The sequence below is a fragment of the Stenotrophomonas sp. JAG2 genome (assembly GCF_041080745.1).
Lineage (GTDB): Bacteria > Pseudomonadota > Gammaproteobacteria > Xanthomonadales > Xanthomonadaceae > Stenotrophomonas > Stenotrophomonas maltophilia_AA.
In genome coordinates, this window is record NZ_JBEUMH010000002.1 from 73,383 (window position 1) to 88,907 (window position 15,525).

Below are 15,525 nucleotides of genomic sequence, written 5' to 3' on the forward strand. Positions count from 1 at the left end.
TTCTAGCCGCAAGCGGATACCTGGCGCGGTACGAGGTCATCGATTCCATCTCTGGAAGGATTGAACGCAGGGGTACTCACTCTTCGAGCACTGATGTGCCACTTACCCACGTCGGCTTGCGATCATGCGCGCCGCATCCTGCGAGGGTGGCAAACCGAAGGCACGCGCGTATTCGCGGGTGAACTGGGTGGGACTTTCATAGCCGACATCAAGAGCGGCTGCTGTAACGCTTGTTCCCCGCGTCGACAGAATTTGGCGGGCCTGCAGCAGGCGCAGCTGTTTCTGATATTGAAGCGGACTCAGTGCGGTGGCGGACTTGAAGTGCCGGTGGAAGGCCGACTCGCTCATTGCCACCTGTTCGGCCAAGGCGGCGATTCGAAGCGGTTTGGCGTAGTCGCTACGGATGCGCTGGATCGCGCTGCTGATACGCGCCAGCGCCGAATCCGGTGTGGCCAACTGCCGCAGCATGCACCCATGTGGCCCCTGCAGCACGCGGTACAGGATCTCGCGCTCGTACGCCGGCGCCAGCGCGGGTATCTCGCCGGGGCGTTCCATCAGGCGCAGCATGCGCACCCACGCATCCATCAGCTCCGGGGTGACGGCAGCGACGTTGAAGGCCTCGGTCTGGGTGGAGGGCTCGCCGCGCCCGGTGGCGGCATCGGTGGTGTCGCACAGCAGCGCTGCGATGATGCCGAGGTCCAGCGTGAGGCTCACCGCCAGGTACGGCTCGCCGGTGCTGGCCGGGTGCACCGCACCCACCGCCGGCAGGTCCACGGACATGATGAAGTACGTGGCCGGGTCGTATTCGAGGGTCTTCTCACCCACCGTCATGGATTTGCTTCCCTGCAGGATCAGGTTGATCATCGGCTCGTATACGGCCGCCAGGGCATGCTCCGGGATCTCGCCTTGCACCATGGCAACGCGGGGAATGCCCGTATCGGTACGGCGATTTTCGGCATGCGCCGCGAGGCGGCGCAGTTCTTCCAGTGCGTTGTCCATGACAACATTGGACACCTGCCGCAGGGGGCTGGCAAGGCGGAAAGCAGGAATAGGCAGGAATTGGCGAGGATCAGGTCGGCGCGCGGCAGCCGGCGACCCTAGCCTGTGCATCTCCCCCCACTGCACAGGACCACCTGCATGAAACACGTACTGATCACCGGCGGCAGCCGCGGCATTGGTGCCAGCGCCGCTTGGCACTGCGCGCAGCGCGGCATGGGCGTCATCCTCACCTACAACGCCCAGCCCCATGCTGCCCAGCTGGTAGTGGAGCGCATGCAGGCAGAAGGCGGCACGGCAGTGGCCCTGCAGCTGGATGTGGGCAACACCGGCAGCTTTGCGGCATTTGCCGCGAAGGTGAAGCACACCTTGCAGGAAATCTGGGGCGCCTCCGCGCTGGGGGGCCTGGTGAACAACGCCGGGTTTGGGCTGTTCAATCCGATCGAGACCGTGACCGAGGAACAGTTCGACGGTCTGTTCAACGTGCACCTGAAGGGGCCGTTCTTCCTTACCCAGGCACTGCTGCCGCTGCTGAGTACTGGCGCGAGCATCGTCAACGTCACCAGTGCCACCACGCGTGTGGCCACCGCCGGGGTGGCGCCATACGCTGCCTTCAAGGGTGGGCTGGAGGTGCTTACCCGCTACATGGCCAAGGAGTTCGGCGAGCGCCGCATCCGCGTCAATGCCGTCGCACCCGGGGCGATCCGTACCGAACTGGGCGGCGGCCTCAATGATGAATTCGAAGCCCTGCTGGCCGCGCAGACGGCACTGGGTCGGGTAGGTGAGCCGGACGACGTGGGCCGCGTCATTGCGGGGCTGCTCGGTGATGAACAGGCCTGGGTCAATGCGCAGACCATTGAAGTGGCAGGCGGCTACAACATCTAGTTCGCAACGGGAGTACGACATGCTCGACCACATTTTCCTCACTGTCACCGACACCACCCGCTCAGTCGCGTTCTACACGGCCGCGCTGGCCCCTCTGGGCATCGTCAACCGGCTCGACTACGACGGCCGGCAGGGGCCCCCCGGCCACCCGGACCTGAAAGGCTTCGGCGCGGGCGGCCGGGTCTTCTTCTGGCTGCGGCAGGGCGTGGCGGCGGCGCAGGCGGCACACGTTGGCTTCGTGGCAGATTCCAGCGCGATGGTCGATGCAGCGCATGCCGCCGCGATGGCCGCTGGCGCCAAAGAGATCCATCCGCCTGGTCCGCAGCTGCACTACGACCCGCGCTACTACGCCGCGCAGGTGCGCGACCCGGATGGCTACAGCCTGGAGTTCGTCTACAAAAGCTGGCAGCACGGCCATGAATGACGCCGCCGCATCGGACCCCGTGCAGGCCACGGTCGTTGACTTCATCAACGCCACGAACGCCTTCGATATCGAACGGGCCTTGACCTTGTTCAGCACGACGGCAGTGATCGATGACCCGTCCACCGGATGCACCTTCAACGAGCACGCCGGTGTGCGCGACTATCTGGAAAAGTACTTCCTGGGTTACCACACGGTTACCCGGCTGCTGTCGCTGGAAGGTCTTGGCGATGTACGTGCAAGAGCCCGGGTCGATTTCACTGGCGATTTCGGTCACGAGATCGGATTGCTTCTAGTGGCCTTGGATTCCGCAGGCCGTATCTCCCGCATTGACGCCGCACTCGAATAGAGTGGCGAGGAACACACCATGAAAACACTGATGATCTACGGTGCATCCGGCTACACCGGGCGCATGGCTGCCGCGCACGCGAAGGAAGCTGGGCTGAAGCTGGTATTGGCAGGGCGCGACGAAGCTCCGCTGCAGGCGCTGGCCACACGCCTTGGCGTGGAGTACCGCGTGTTCGCGCTGGATAACGCTGGCGATGTGGACTACGGGCTGCAGGACGTCGCGGTGCTGCTCAACTGCGCTGGGCCGTTCGCGCATACCGCAGGAGCACTGATGGAGGCTTGCCTGCGTGGCGGCGTCCACTACCTGGATATCGCCGCCGAGCTGGACAGCTACCAGCTGGCCGAGCGCCATGACCTGAGCGCCGCCAAGGCAGGGGTGATGCTGATGCCGGGTAGCGGGGGCAGCGTGGCGATGCTTGGCAGCCTGGCCGCGCGTGCGGTTGAGCGTGTGCCGTCCCCGGTGTCCATCCGTATCGCCCTGCATGTAGCGGGTTCGATGTCGCGCGGATCGGCGCTCAGTGCCAGCCAGCACGTAACGGCCACGTGCCTGATGCGAAAGGATGATGTGCTCACGCCGCGTGCGACGGACGCGCTGCGCGACCTCGATTTCGGCACCGGCCCGTTGAGCTGCTTCCCGGTGACGCTGCCCGACCTGATCACCATCGCCAGGCAGACCGGGGTGGGCGATATCGAAACCTACGTGCATGTCTCAGGCAGCGCGTTCCCCGAGGGCGGAATTGATGGGCTGCCGGATGGGCCCACCGCGCAGGAGCGCGCCGACAACCGGTACCAGGCAACAGTAGAGGTGGTCGGCGCCGACGGCGCCATCACCCGCGCGGTGCTGGATACCGTGAACGGCTACAGCTTCACGCCCTTGGCCGCGGTCGTGGCTGCACGCCGTGTGCTGGCAGGGGAGGCACGCCCAGGCTTCCAGACGCCTGTAGGTGTATTCGGCAGCGGCTTCGCCGAGACCATCGCCGACACCCGTATCAGCTTCATTGACCCAACCACCCCCACGCCTCGCTAAGGAATCCACCCCATGTCATTGCCCCTCAACGCTTCCGATACTCTTCGCGACACACATGCCGTGGTCGACACGCTGTACCGCTTCGCCGCAGGTATCGATCTGCGCGACCGCAAGCTGCTCTCGTCGGCCTTTACAGAGGACGCCATCTCCGACTTCCGCCCCGCCGGCGCAAAGGCGGGCTTCGAGTACCCGGTGCTGCAGGGGCGGGAAACCATCGTCGAGGCGCTGTCCACTTCGCTCAACGGGCTCGATACCTCCCACTCGTTCAGCAACCCGAGGGTGGCGGTGGACGGTGATACGGCCCGGGTGGATGTGTTGGTCGAAGCGCAGCACGTATCAAGGGTCGACGGCACACGCCAGTATCTGATGAAGAACCGCTACGACGTTTTCTTGGCCCGCCGCGACGCGGGGTGGGAGATCAAGCATGTGATAGTGGACAACGTCTGGAGGACCGGTGATCCGGGCGTGCTCGCCGGAATCTGAGCGGAGTGGGTGGTCAGTGGTCCGCTTCTGGCCGAAAGCGGACCTTGGCCCACCGGATAGGACAGGGGAGCCGCTATCCAGTTTTAGGATTAGAGGGATTTATCGGGGGTAGGGCAGGGGGCAGCCATCGAGCCGAAGCGGACACGCCGCATTGCGCTGCAGAGGGCACTCTGACACCTCTGCGCCGGTTCTCCGATTCTGGTCGCGGATCAAATGTTCACCCGCAAGCGCTTGGCGCGCTCCTTGAAGGCACGCTCTCCGCCTTCGAGGATGTCGCACACGTGCTGACGGATAACCGGGTTCTCAAGACTGCCGCTCTCGTAAGTAATACGCGGCAACTGGCCGGGCCTGTGTGGTCCGCACTGCGCCACAATAACCTGGTCCGCATCGGTGTTCACCACCAAGTTGGCGTTGTGCGTCACAATCACGATCTGGCGCCGCTTCTTTGCGTCGCGGAAGCGATGCACCAGCTCTTGGTAGATGGATTGAGGGTCCAGATTCTCTTCGGGCTGATCAATGATCAGTGGCCGGTCATCTTCCGCATCTATGGCCAAATAGAGCAGCAGCAAGACGATGCCGCGCGTACCAGGCGACAATTGCTCGATATCTACGCCGTCATACTGCAACCCGTAGCCAACAGTTATGTGATCGGTGCCGTACAGCCAGTCCGAGATGTTGCGCGCCCAAACACGGAACTCGGCGTTCTCCGGCTTGTGGGACCGGAGCGCCAACTCATTGGCCTTAACGAAATCGAGCAAGGCCGCGGCAGCCTGCGAAGCGTCACCGGTCGTCCACGCCGCCATTAGCGCGGCGCGCGCCGACCGCAGCAACTCACCGCGCCCCTTAAACGGGCCGTTGGTCCGCAAATCCAGTAGATCCTCACCCTTGGCGGCCCATCGTGCCACGTCTACATTGCGACGCACCGAGAACGATAATTTTGACAGAGAGCCCGCCGCCTTATCGATGCGCGCCTTGATGGGCGCGTAGAGAACGGCAAGTTCCTGCTCCTCCTCAACGATGGCTTCGAAGACGGCGGTATAGGCTCCGCGGCGCGCATCGACCAGGGCGCGGATGCGCTCGTCTGCCCCTTGAATGCGCTCGATCTGCTGGACAAGCTTGGTCAGCGCGGACTCGGCCTTGGTGATCTTGTCCGAAAGGGTGGTGAAGCGTTTGGCGTTTTGCGCGTCGACACCGACCAGGGTGCGCAGGCGAGCGAGCTCCCGCTCAAGGAGTGAGAGCGATTGATCAGCGAGGTTAACGTCCACGGGGATCAGCGCGACGGCCGGATCGGGATTGGCCTGAGCCACCGGATCGGTTTCCGCGGGGCCTTGCAGCGCAGCAACAGACAGGCTTGCCTGTTTGATGCGCTCGGTCAACAACGTGTCAACCGGGCCGGCATAGTCGAGCCTGAAGGCTTCCCAGTCATTGGCACTGAGGCCGGCATGCTCACGTTCTTGCTTCATGTCGGCGAGTAGAGATGGCGCCTGTCGGGTGCGGAAGTCGCGCACGTCGTCTTGCAAGTGAAGCAGGGCTAGGTGTCGACCCTTGGCTTGGTCTACCAATTGTCGCTTCGCATCGACCGCGAGCGAAACCTGCTCATGGCGCCTTGCGCGGTCTTCGTTGCCCTTGGCAACCAGTGAGTTGCGGTCGGCCTTGTCCCTTTCGATCGCACGTTTCTTCTCGTCCCGGTCCTTCTCAAGCGCCTTCAGGCCGTCCTTCTTGACACGTTCGTCGGTGAGATCTGCGGAAGCCTTGGTCAGGGCGAGTTGCTGGCGTTCACGCTTCTGGCGCGAAGTTTCCAGCCGAAGGCCCAGCAACTCCTTGAAAGAGTCGGCTCCCTGACGTTCGTTGAGAGGATGGGCATTGAAAATCACACGTTCGACTTCGGTGACCAAAGCATCGTTCAAGCCTTCCGCCGAGCAGAGCTGGTCAACGAACTGCTGCGACAGGTACTGGACGTAAGGGTTGGCTAGGAAGTCCTCCATGTCGGTCTGGGAGAGTTCATTACCAGTCGTTTCGCCAGATGCCCATTGCAATTCGGCTTTGCTGTCAGCGAGGTGCTGTTTCGCGCGAAGGATGAAGGACCGCTCGTTCAAATGAGGGGAGAGCGCAAGGCCTCCTGCCGCAATCAGATCGGCCAAGGCGGTTTTCCCCGAACCCCGTGCGCCGATCACGGCAACCAGTCCCGCGTTCAGCTCAACGGAACCATTCGCGATCCAGGGCGCGTTCGTCACCGACAGCGAGTTGATGGTGTGGCTGCCTAACGCGCCGCGCGGTGGCTCGGCGCCGATGGAAACACGCTCTTCGGGTTCGATGCATGCCTGGCGTAGCGAATCGAACATCAGATCGCCCTTGATCCAGCAGCGGCGGTCACCGTCAGGCTGTCCGGCCTTGGCGATGGAATGCGCATCCGACCCATGCAGGCAAGGCTTGCATCCGTTGTACTGGCTCTCAAGCTCCGCGACGGTAGCCGACTCCTTGCCCAGCCAGAAGCGGATCTGCTTGGGATTGGAGCTGAAGATGATGTGCGCAAGACCCTCGAGGTTCTTGCGCTGCGCCGCGAAAGAAGCGGTTGCGTCGCGCAGACCCGAGGTTCCGTCCTTCTCTCCGCCTGCGACAGCGATCAGGGCATTCTTCTTGATCCACTCGTTTTTTGACCAAGCCTGCTTGAGCTGGTCGAAGTTCACTTTGAACTGGTTGGCACCTTCGGACCGGGCTGCCTCGTCGTCTGTCAAGCCTGGTTTGTGGGCGCGACCCAAGCGGATGAGGTCGCTGCGTTGGCAGCGGTAGGGCTCGCCCAGATAGGAAAATTCGAACTCCAGCAGAAAGCGCTTGATCCGATCGACGTGGTCGGCATCATGCGGAGAAAAGAGCAGGTGGATGTTGACCGCCGATGCCTTCGCAGTTTCGATGCCAAGCCGCAGTTCGACGTTGGGGAATATCAGGCCTACGCTAGGTAAACGTCCAAGACGTTTTTCGTCGACGACCTTCTCATAGCGTTCGATACCGAAATAGTCAGTGACACCTATCGCGCGAATTGGCGGGTTCGAGGCTTCGATAGCGTCCAAGAATGCGGCCCAAGGATCTGCCCCTCCGTACTGGTCGTTCAGAGCCGTGCCAGGTGTGTGGATGTGAGGGTCCCAGCGATGCCAGATGGAGCCTCGTTTGCTTTGTATATCGAATTGAGTCTTCACGTGCGTCAGAGGGTTGTGGTCAGATTTGGCTTACCATTGTGCAGGTTGAAGCCGACCGATTGTTGGGGCCTTTCTCGTGAGCATGGATGGCCACCCAGAACGCCAATTCAAGCGTCCGCTCTTGGCCGTTTGCACACGAGCCCAGGTCACTTCAGCAGACGAGCAGCAGGGTTGTCTTCCGCTGCTCCGGCCTGGAAGTACCCAATCACACTCGCCACGGAGCGATGCTCCGTCATTGCCATCACCGCAGGCAAGGGCACCCCTTGCTTGCCGGCCTCGGTCACAAACCCCGACCTTAGACTATGCGCCCCAAAGTCACCTTCCAACCCCGCCAAGCGTGCCCGGCGCTTCACGATAGTGGCCACTGAGCCGGGGAGGAGGGCAGGGCCGACGCGATCCTTCCATATCCGCCGGAAAATCGCTCCTTCGCGGATTTTCGCCGCATCGAGCCAGGCAGCCAACGCCTCGGCGCTGCGCCCCAGGATCGGCTTGTCCGGCGTCGAATCCACGGTCACCCCCGCCTGCTGGGTCTTGGAGTACTCCAGCCGGTAGATGTAACCGTCCTCACCGACCTTGCGCAGATCGCGCATGTCCGCCGCCGCGATCTCGCTGCGCCGCCGCCCGCCGCTGGCAAAGCCAAAGCAGAGCAGGGCGCGATCGCGCAGGCCTTCCAAGCTGCCATCGCAGGTCGCAAGAATGGCCTCGAGCTCGGCCCGGGTAATCGCGGTCTTCTTGGTCGGGCGCTCGCCACGCTTGACCGAGGCGCGCCGGGCCCGGCTCAACAGCGTGCGAACGCTGGGCAGCTCGCATGGGTTGGTCAGGCGCTTGAGCTTGTGCGCTGTCGACAGCACGGCCACCCGCTGGACCACGGTCGACAGCTTCAGCGGCCCGACCTTGGCCTTGAGACCGGCAGCCACAAGCGTCTGGTCGATCGCCGGCGGCAGCTCACTGATCAGACACGTCTTGCTCTTGCGCTGGATGTGGTCGACCAGGAACTGGATCACCACGGCCTCGCTGGCCGGCAAGGCCAGCTCGACGCGGTAACGGGCCTGGTGCCAGCCGGCCCAGTAGCGCAGGGCGGTGGCGTAGCTGCGGGTGGTGTTGGCGGCGGCCGCTTCGGCGAGCAGTTCGCGCACCGCATCGGCGGCCTGTTGGGCCAGCTGCTCGGGCAGCACTAGGTTCGCAGCCGTCGCCGCCACAGCAGGTAACGTGGTATTTCGCTTCATACTATGTAATGTACGTTATGGAAATGGGCATGTACTGACGATAATCATCACTTATCACCAGTACGGAATCAACGGGGCAGGGTGCCCATACAGGAGGCAATTCTATGGCTCGCGGCATCACCGAATCCGACGTTCACACAGCTGCTGACGAACTGGTCGCCAGGGGCGAGCGACCAACGGTAGAGCGCATCCGCGGCCACCTTGGTACGGGGTCACCCAACACGGTGACGCGCTGGCTGGAGACTTGGTGGGAGAATCTAGGCACTCGCCTGCAGCCGGAGCGACCAGATCTGAAGGACGCTCCCGCCGTTCTTGCGGAGATCGCCGGGCAGTGGTGGGCGCTGGCCCTACAGCATGCTCGAGAGGCGGCCCTGGTAGATCTGGCCGAGGCCAGGCGGGAGCTCTCAGCTGAGCGCGAAGAGCACCACCGTCAGCAGGAGGAGTTAGAAAAACAGGCGAGCGAGATTCGCTCTCTTTCAGAGGCAGCCGATCTTTCGGAGAAGCTTGCCACTGCACGTGCGACAGAGCTTCAGAGACTAGTGGAGCAACTCCATGCCCAGATCGGCGAGCTGAAGCAACAACTGAAATCTAGTCACCAGCGTGTGGAACTGCTGGAGGCAGCGCGGGATTCACTCGACGCTAGGGTGCAGGAAGTCCAGGAGTTGGCGAGATCTGAGCGAGAATCGCTTGGCCAGTACGTCAGATCTGCCGAGGATCGAGCGCTACGCGACGTAGATCAGGCCCGGCAAGAAGTCAGACTGCTGCAAGCGCAGCTTGCTGCGACGGTAAAGAAACACGCCGGCGTTGAGGCGGACCTCCGGCATGCCGTGGAGCGAGCGCAAGCCGCAGCCAGTTCGGCAACCGCTGAGGCGGACAACCAGCGCGGAAGGAGCGCCGCGCTTGAGGAGCAACTTGCGAGGCTCCAAAGTCTGCCCGCCGAATTCGAGGCAGCGCTTCGGCGAAATCAGCAAGCTCAAAAATCTCCTAAGAAAGCTTCAAAACGAGCTAAGAAGGCCACGGCCAAGGCACCATAGGCTCACGTGAGTGTCTTCCGCTTCGCGGCAGCGGCGATTGCGGCGCGTATTTCAGTGATCACTTGGTCGTGCGGAATCGTCGGCCTACTGTCAGCCAGGGCGCGCTCGACCTTTGCCTGAAACCACTGAGTGTGGCTCTTTGCCTTTTCAGCAAAGTCCTCAGCAGAGCCAAATTCGGTGGGTCGGGCATTGGGCTTGTCCATTGTCAGAGCGTACCCCAATTTCTTCGGGGCGCCTTATAGGCGCTCGGAACTATGGAGAAGGCGCCTGGGCGAACGCTCTTATGCGGCCCCTCTGTTTCCCTAGATGCTGTCATCTGAGCAACAAAAAACCTCAATGAAATCAATGGCTGGCAGGGTTAAGGGTAAAATTGACAACAATTAGGAAAGCCGACAGCCCACGTGGTACCTCACTGCGGCCGCCAGCGTCTTTACATAATATACATTATGCGAAATGGCGTAACGCGCCGTTTGGCGTGGGTCTGGCTATGGATCAAGTCTTGCCTCCCTTCCCGGGAACCGAACAAAGACGAGATTGAGGCCACATGTTCACCCTGAGGGCTACAGCCTTGAACCATGCGACATGACCTAGTGGTCGCTGACCTGCAACATCGCCCCCGAATGGCGGCTGATGATGCAGGAAGCCCGGCTACGGACGACGCGATAATGGATTCCAGCGTCGTAGACCTGCGCGAACGCGTCAGAATTTGCAGAGACCGGCTACTGCTCCCGGCAACGCTGCCAGCCGCCCGCATGAGCATGGATTTGCTCCCATTCATTCGGGAGCTTTCGGAACGCTTGACCGCCGATACATGCGGTTCCCGAGCGTTTGGAGGCGTCTGACCCCAAGGGAGGCAGGTTGATCACGTTGTCCGAAGGACCCGGGCGCCCAGCGCGCTGGGCCTCAGCTGACAGAGTGCGGGCCTCAACGCGTTCGCAATACGCCTTCATGCTCGGATGCGGGTGGTTCGGCCATGCCAATTCTTGGCAGTTGAAGGGCGAGGTGCTCTTTGACATCGAGTTGTAGGCAGCCTTGGGCGCCGTAGGCAAAGGCTTGGGTCCGGGGCCCGTTGCAGAGTGCAACTGAGCCTGCGAAGACCAGGCAAGCGAAAAAAGCAGCAGTCCTGCTGAAATCCTTTTGAGCATGAGCTTCCCCATGTAGCTGGGGGAAGCTTACCGCCTCAAACGTACCGCTGGTGAGTTCCCTGCCCGGCTCGAACATCAGGCGCACGCGCAATCTCGACTCGCGCGGCGCCTGTGCTCAACTCAAGCCGACGCTGCAGCCGCAATCTTGATCGACTTGACGTTCACGAACTCCTTGAGACCTTCCGGACCGTGCTCACGACCGTAGCCGGACGCCTTCACGCCACCGAACGGAAGCGCTGGGGAAGCGACGTCGAAGGTGTTGATGAACACCATACCCGTGTCGAAATACTTACTGGCCAGTTCCCGGGCGCGCTGCACGTCACGGCTGAAGATGCCCCCGCCCAGGCCGTAGCGGCTGTCGTTGGCGATGCGCAATGCATCCATATCGTCTTCGGCGCGGATGATGGCCGCTGCAGGACCGAACAGCTCATCCTCATAGGCCACCTGCCCCGGTGCTACATCTGCAAGTACGGTGGCCGGGTAGAACCAGCCGGTGCGGTCTGGCACTTCGCCGCCAACCACCAGACGCGCTCCCTGCGAGACGCTCTTGGTCACTTGTTCGTGCAGCTTGTCGCGCTGTGGCTTGGAGACCATCGGGCCGAGCTGGGTGTCGTCGGCATTCGGGTCGCCCGTCCGGATCGCTTCGAACGCCTTTGCATAAGCGCTGACGAAGGCCTCGTAATTCTTCTTTGTCACGATGAAGCGCTTGGCGTTGACGCAGGTCTGCCCGTTGTTGAACAGGCGGCCTTTGACACAGGTCGCCACCGCCAGATCGAGGTCGGCATCATCGAGCACCAGATAGGCGTCGTTGGAGCCCAGCTCAAGCACCGTCTTCTTCAGGGCCGCGCCGGCCTTGGCTGCCACGGTGCGCCCTGCCGCTTCGCTTCCGGTCAGTGTCACCGCGCGCACCAGGTCGTTTTCCACGATGCCATTCGATTGATCGTGGCTGATCAACAGGACCCCGAACAGCCCTTTGGGCAGCCCGGCACTTTCGTAGATATCACGCAGCAGCAGTCCGCTGCCGGTGCAGCTCTCGGCATGCTTGAGCAGCACGCCATTGCCGGCCATCAGGCTGGCGATGGAATAGCGGATCGCCTGGTAAGCCGGGAAGTTCCACGGCTGAATGCCGTAAACCACGCCGATCGGCGCGTGGGTTACGATGCCGGTGGCGCCTTCGACATCGCGCTCCTCGTCGGCCAGAACCACAGGCCCCTGCTTGGCGGTGTAGTCACAGATACCGGCACACAGCTCGATTTCAGTACGGCTGTCTTCAATGAGCTTGCCGACCTCGTCGGTCATCAGCTGTGCGAACTCTTCCTTGCGCTCGCGAAGCACTTTGGCGATGTTCGCAATCACCTTCGCTCGCTCATCCAGACTGCGCAGACGCCATTGGGTAAAGGCATCATGGCTTGCCTTCACGACGGCGGCGGCTTCGGCGTCAGACATGTAGGAATAGGTAGAGACCACTTCTTCGGTCAGCGGATTGATCGTGGTCAGTTGCTTGTTGGGCATGGAAGGAGACTCTGCACTGCAAAAGGAGGTCCATACAGGGTCGTCGTCGTGCGGTTCCTCCACCGTGAATTCTTCAGCGATGCGCATCACTGGAGGTTCACTGGATCTCGTTGGTTCAGTGCGCGTTCGGGACGGAAGCATCAGGTGTGTTTCGCATGGATGCTGGGCATTTCAGTAGAAATACTGACCGCAGGACAGTGGATACGCGCTTGTCGCGGTGCGGCATGCAGATGACAGTGGCCATGGAACCTTATGAGCCCATTGCCATGCGCCTGATGCCTTGCGTGTCCTCGATTTCGCTGATGTCGATCCTGCTGCTACCCGCCTGCCAGCGCCAGGAGAACTCGCCTGCCCGCTCGGAAGCAGCGCCAGCGCCTGCACCGGAGACCCGCCCCGCCACAGCCGACGACCAGGATCAGGCAGAGGCGCGCGCGATCGCGAAGGAGGCCTACATCTATGCGTTTGCGATGCTCGAGAATTACAACACGCTCTACAAGCAGGTGGCCTCGCCCGAGGCCCCGGAGTACGTCGGCGGCTTCGGCAGGTTCCGGCACTATTCCGAGCTGTATACGCCGGACAACCACGATGTGGTGACGCCCAACAACGACACGCCCTACTCCTGGGCCTGGCTGGATCTGCGCGCGGAGCCCTGGGTCGTGACCGTGCCCAAGGTGCCCGAGGGGCGTTACTACGTGCAGCAGTGGGTGGACCTGTTCACCTACAACTTCGCCTACATCGGTTCGCGCGCGACCGGCAACGGGGCGGGCAGCTATCTGATTGCCGGGCCGGGCTGGAATGGCGACAAGCCGGCTGGCATCAAAGAGGTGTTCCCATCCGAAACCTCGCTGGTCCTCACGCTCACCCGCACCGCGTTGAACAGCCCTGGGGACATCGCCAACGTCAAGAAGATCCAGGAGGGGATGAAGCTGCAGCCTTTGAGCAGTTACCTGAAGACTCCGGCGCCTCCAGCCGCTGCGCAGATCCAGTTCCCCCCGTATGACGCCGAAAGGGCGCACTCGCACGACTTCATCCGCTATCTGAATTTCCTGCTGCAGTTCACCCAGCCGACGAATCCGGACGAAGCCGGGTTGATGGCGCGTTTCGCCAAGATAGGTATCGGGCCCGGGCAGCCTTTCGATGCCACTGCGCTGAGCCCGGCCCGTCTGGCCGCCATAGATGCCGGCGTCGCCGATGCCAAGGCGGCGATGGCCGAAAAGGCCAAGGCGACGCTCTCGTCAAATGGCCTGTTCGGCTCACGCGCGTTCCTGAAGAACGATTACCTCACCCGTGCCATCGGGGCCGAGAAGGGGTTGTATGGAAACTCGATCGAGGAGGCGTGGTACGGCGGGTATGTCGGCGACGGCAATGCGCTGTCGATGATCCACTTCAGCAAGGAGGCCCTGCCCCCGGCGAAGTTCTTCTGGTCGGTCACGCTGTACGCGCTGCCAGACCGTTTCCTGTACGCCAACGACCTGAAACGCTACTCCATCGGTGACCGCACCCCCGGACTCAAGTACGACGCCGACGGCGGGCTGACGCTGTATATCGGCCACGCCTCGCCGGGGAAGGAGAAGGAGAGCAACTGGCTGCCGGCACCGGCCGGCCCCTACAGCGCGGTCGGGCGTGTTTACGGCCCGAGCCGCGCCGCCATCGAAGGCAAGTGGAACCTGCCTCCCCTGCAGCCGGTGCAGAACCCGACCCCCTGATTCAAGGAGAGATGCATGTACCACCATCGAATTCGATCGGCTACGGGAATCGGGATGCTGCTTGCCCTGGCCAGCGGCATGATGCTCAGCGCCTGCGGCGAGCGATCGTCCGGCAATGAGAAGGACCGCGACGCCGCGGCAGGTCACGCCCCTGCCGCATCCCCTGCTGCTCCCGCCGCATCGGCAGACACTGTTGCGCTGGAAGAAGCCAGGACCATCGCGCGCGACGCCTACGTCTACGGTGTCCCGATGGTGGACACGTACAAGACCGTCTATGCGTTCAACGTCGACACCTCCAACCCGCAGTACAAGGGGCCGTTCAACGCCATCCTGAACATCGCCCGCGTGTTCACCCCGGACGACACTGCCTTCGTGACGCCGAATTCGGACACGCCCTACTCCTTTGCCATGCTGGATCTGCGGGCAGAGCCGGTGGTGATCACCGTGCCCAGGATGGCGAAGGATCGTTACTTCGTCTTCCAGCTGACGGATCTTTACACCTTCAATTTCGACTACATCGGCAGTCGCACGACTGGCAATGACGGCGGCAGCTTCCTGATCGCCGGGCCGGGCTGGAAGGGGGAAGCGCCCAAGGGCATCACCAAGGTGATCCGCTCGGAGACCGACCTGGTCAGCGTGGTTGGCCGCACCCAGCTCTTCAACGCGGCAGACCTGGAGAACGTGAAGAAGATCCAGGCCGGCTACAAGGTGCAGCCGTTGTCAGCCTTCGCCGGGACACCAGCACCGCCGCCGGCGCCTGCCATCGCATGGATCACGCCCACGCCGCCGGCGCAGGATCGGACGTCGCTGGAGTTCTTCAACCAGCTGGCGTTCCTGCTGCAGTTCGCGCAGCCGCCGCATCCAAGCGAGGCGGCCCTGCGCGAGCGCTTTGCCACGCTGGGTATCGAGCCGGGCAAGCCCTTTGATGCGAACCGCCTGCCGCCGCCGATGCAGGCTGCGCTCAAGGAGGGCATGGCCGAAGGGCAGAAGCAGATCGATGACAAGCGCGCGTCGCTGGGCGGCAAGACCGATGCCCTGTTCGGCAGTCGGGACTTCCTGAAGAACGACTACGTCGCCCGTGCGACCGGGACCCAGGTGGGCATCGGCGCGAACTCCCGCGAAGAGGCGATGTACCCCATCCTGGACAAGGATTCCGAAGGCCAGCCCCTGGACGGCAGCAAAGGCGCCTACACCCTGCGCTTTGCCAAGGACCAGCTGCCGCCCGTGGACGCCTTCTGGTCGGTCACGATGTACGGACTGCCGTAGCAGCTGCTGGTCAAGAATCCGATCAACCGCTATCTGATCAACTCGCCGATGCTGGCTGGATTGAAGAAGGATCCTGACGGTGGGCTGACGATCTACATCCAGGCGGACTCGCCCGGCAAGGAGAGGCAGGCCAACTGGCTGCCCGCTCCCAAGGGACCGTTCGTGATGTTCATGCGCTACTACCGTCCCAAGCCGGCGCTGCTGGAGGGCCGCTGGACCACCCCCGCCGTGGTCAAAACGACCGATGGCGGAGCAGCGTCGAAACAAGCCGATCAGTGATCC

12 protein-coding genes and 1 pseudogene are annotated in these 15,525 nt (G+C 62.6%); 8 read left to right on the forward strand and 5 right to left on the reverse strand.

Annotation, left to right across the window (positions count from 1 at the left end):
• Positions 1–102: 102 nt before the first annotated feature.
• Positions 103–999, reverse strand: coding sequence for an AraC family transcriptional regulator (locus AB9O74_RS02555; RefSeq protein WP_038687790.1), 897 nt, complete (start codon positions 997–999; stop codon positions 103–105).
• Between the two features lie 138 nt (positions 1,000–1,137).
• Between AB9O74_RS02555 and AB9O74_RS02560 the strand changes: the two genes are divergently transcribed.
• The 5 genes from AB9O74_RS02560 to AB9O74_RS02580 are packed head-to-tail and all read left to right on the forward strand — an operon-like array spanning position 1,138 to position 4,160.
• Complete coding sequence (locus AB9O74_RS02560; RefSeq protein WP_369348291.1) at positions 1,138–1,881, forward strand: SDR family NAD(P)-dependent oxidoreductase; 744 nt, start codon at positions 1,138–1,140, stop codon at positions 1,879–1,881.
• Positions 1,882–1,900: 19 nt separating this feature from the next.
• Positions 1,901–2,305, forward strand: coding sequence for a VOC family protein (locus AB9O74_RS02565; protein ID WP_369348292.1), 405 nt, complete (start codon positions 1,901–1,903; stop codon positions 2,303–2,305).
• Complete coding sequence (locus AB9O74_RS02570; RefSeq protein WP_369348293.1) at positions 2,298–2,651, forward strand: nuclear transport factor 2 family protein; 354 nt, start codon at positions 2,298–2,300, stop codon at positions 2,649–2,651. The genes AB9O74_RS02565 and AB9O74_RS02570 overlap by 8 nt, the downstream gene beginning before the upstream one ends.
• Positions 2,652–2,669: 18 nt before the next feature.
• On the forward strand, positions 2,670–3,677 hold the full coding sequence (locus AB9O74_RS02575) for a trans-acting enoyl reductase family protein (protein WP_369348294.1): 1,008 nt from the start codon (positions 2,670–2,672) through the stop codon (positions 3,675–3,677).
• A 12-nt stretch (positions 3,678–3,689) separates the two neighbouring features.
• Positions 3,690–4,160 carry a nuclear transport factor 2 family protein gene (locus AB9O74_RS02580; protein WP_192083505.1) on the forward strand — a complete coding sequence of 157 codons (471 nt, stop codon included), beginning with the start codon at positions 3,690–3,692 and terminating at the stop codon, positions 4,158–4,160.
• 209 nt (positions 4,161–4,369) lie between these two features.
• Here the strand turns inward: AB9O74_RS02580 and AB9O74_RS02585 are convergent, their stop codons facing one another.
• On the reverse strand, positions 4,370–7,354 hold the full coding sequence (locus tag AB9O74_RS02585) for a TrlF family AAA-like ATPase (RefSeq protein WP_369348295.1): 2,985 nt from the start codon (positions 7,352–7,354) through the stop codon (positions 4,370–4,372).
• Between the two features lie 146 nt (positions 7,355–7,500).
• Positions 7,501–8,580, reverse strand: coding sequence for a site-specific integrase (locus AB9O74_RS02590; RefSeq protein WP_369348296.1), 1,080 nt, complete (start codon positions 8,578–8,580; stop codon positions 7,501–7,503).
• A 104-nt stretch (positions 8,581–8,684) separates the two neighbouring features.
• On the opposite strand from AB9O74_RS02590, the gene AB9O74_RS02595 reads away from it, so the two are divergent.
• Positions 8,685–9,614: a DNA-binding protein gene (locus AB9O74_RS02595; RefSeq protein WP_369348297.1), complete on the forward strand. Its 930-nt coding sequence runs from the start codon at positions 8,685–8,687 to the stop codon at positions 9,612–9,614.
• 2 nt (positions 9,615–9,616) lie between these two features.
• Here the strand turns inward: AB9O74_RS02595 and AB9O74_RS02600 are convergent, their stop codons facing one another.
• Positions 9,617–9,817, reverse strand: coding sequence for an antitoxin (locus AB9O74_RS02600; protein WP_369348298.1), 201 nt, complete (start codon positions 9,815–9,817; stop codon positions 9,617–9,619).
• Positions 9,818–10,879: 1,062 nt separating this feature from the next.
• Positions 10,880–12,358 (reverse strand): aldehyde dehydrogenase family protein, encoded by a 1,479-nt coding sequence (locus AB9O74_RS02605; RefSeq protein ID WP_369348299.1) that lies wholly within the window; start codon positions 12,356–12,358, stop codon positions 10,880–10,882.
• A gap of 110 nt (positions 12,359–12,468) precedes the next feature.
• Between AB9O74_RS02605 and AB9O74_RS02610 the strand changes: the two genes are divergently transcribed.
• Positions 12,469–13,977, forward strand: a complete 1,509-nt coding sequence (locus AB9O74_RS02610; protein WP_369348300.1) for a DUF1254 domain-containing protein — start codon at positions 12,469–12,471, stop codon at positions 13,975–13,977.
• 249 nt (positions 13,978–14,226) lie between these two features.
• Positions 14,227–15,522 (forward strand): annotated as a pseudogene (locus tag AB9O74_RS02615) (DUF1254 domain-containing protein).
• The last annotated feature ends 3 nt before the right edge of the window (positions 15,523–15,525 follow it).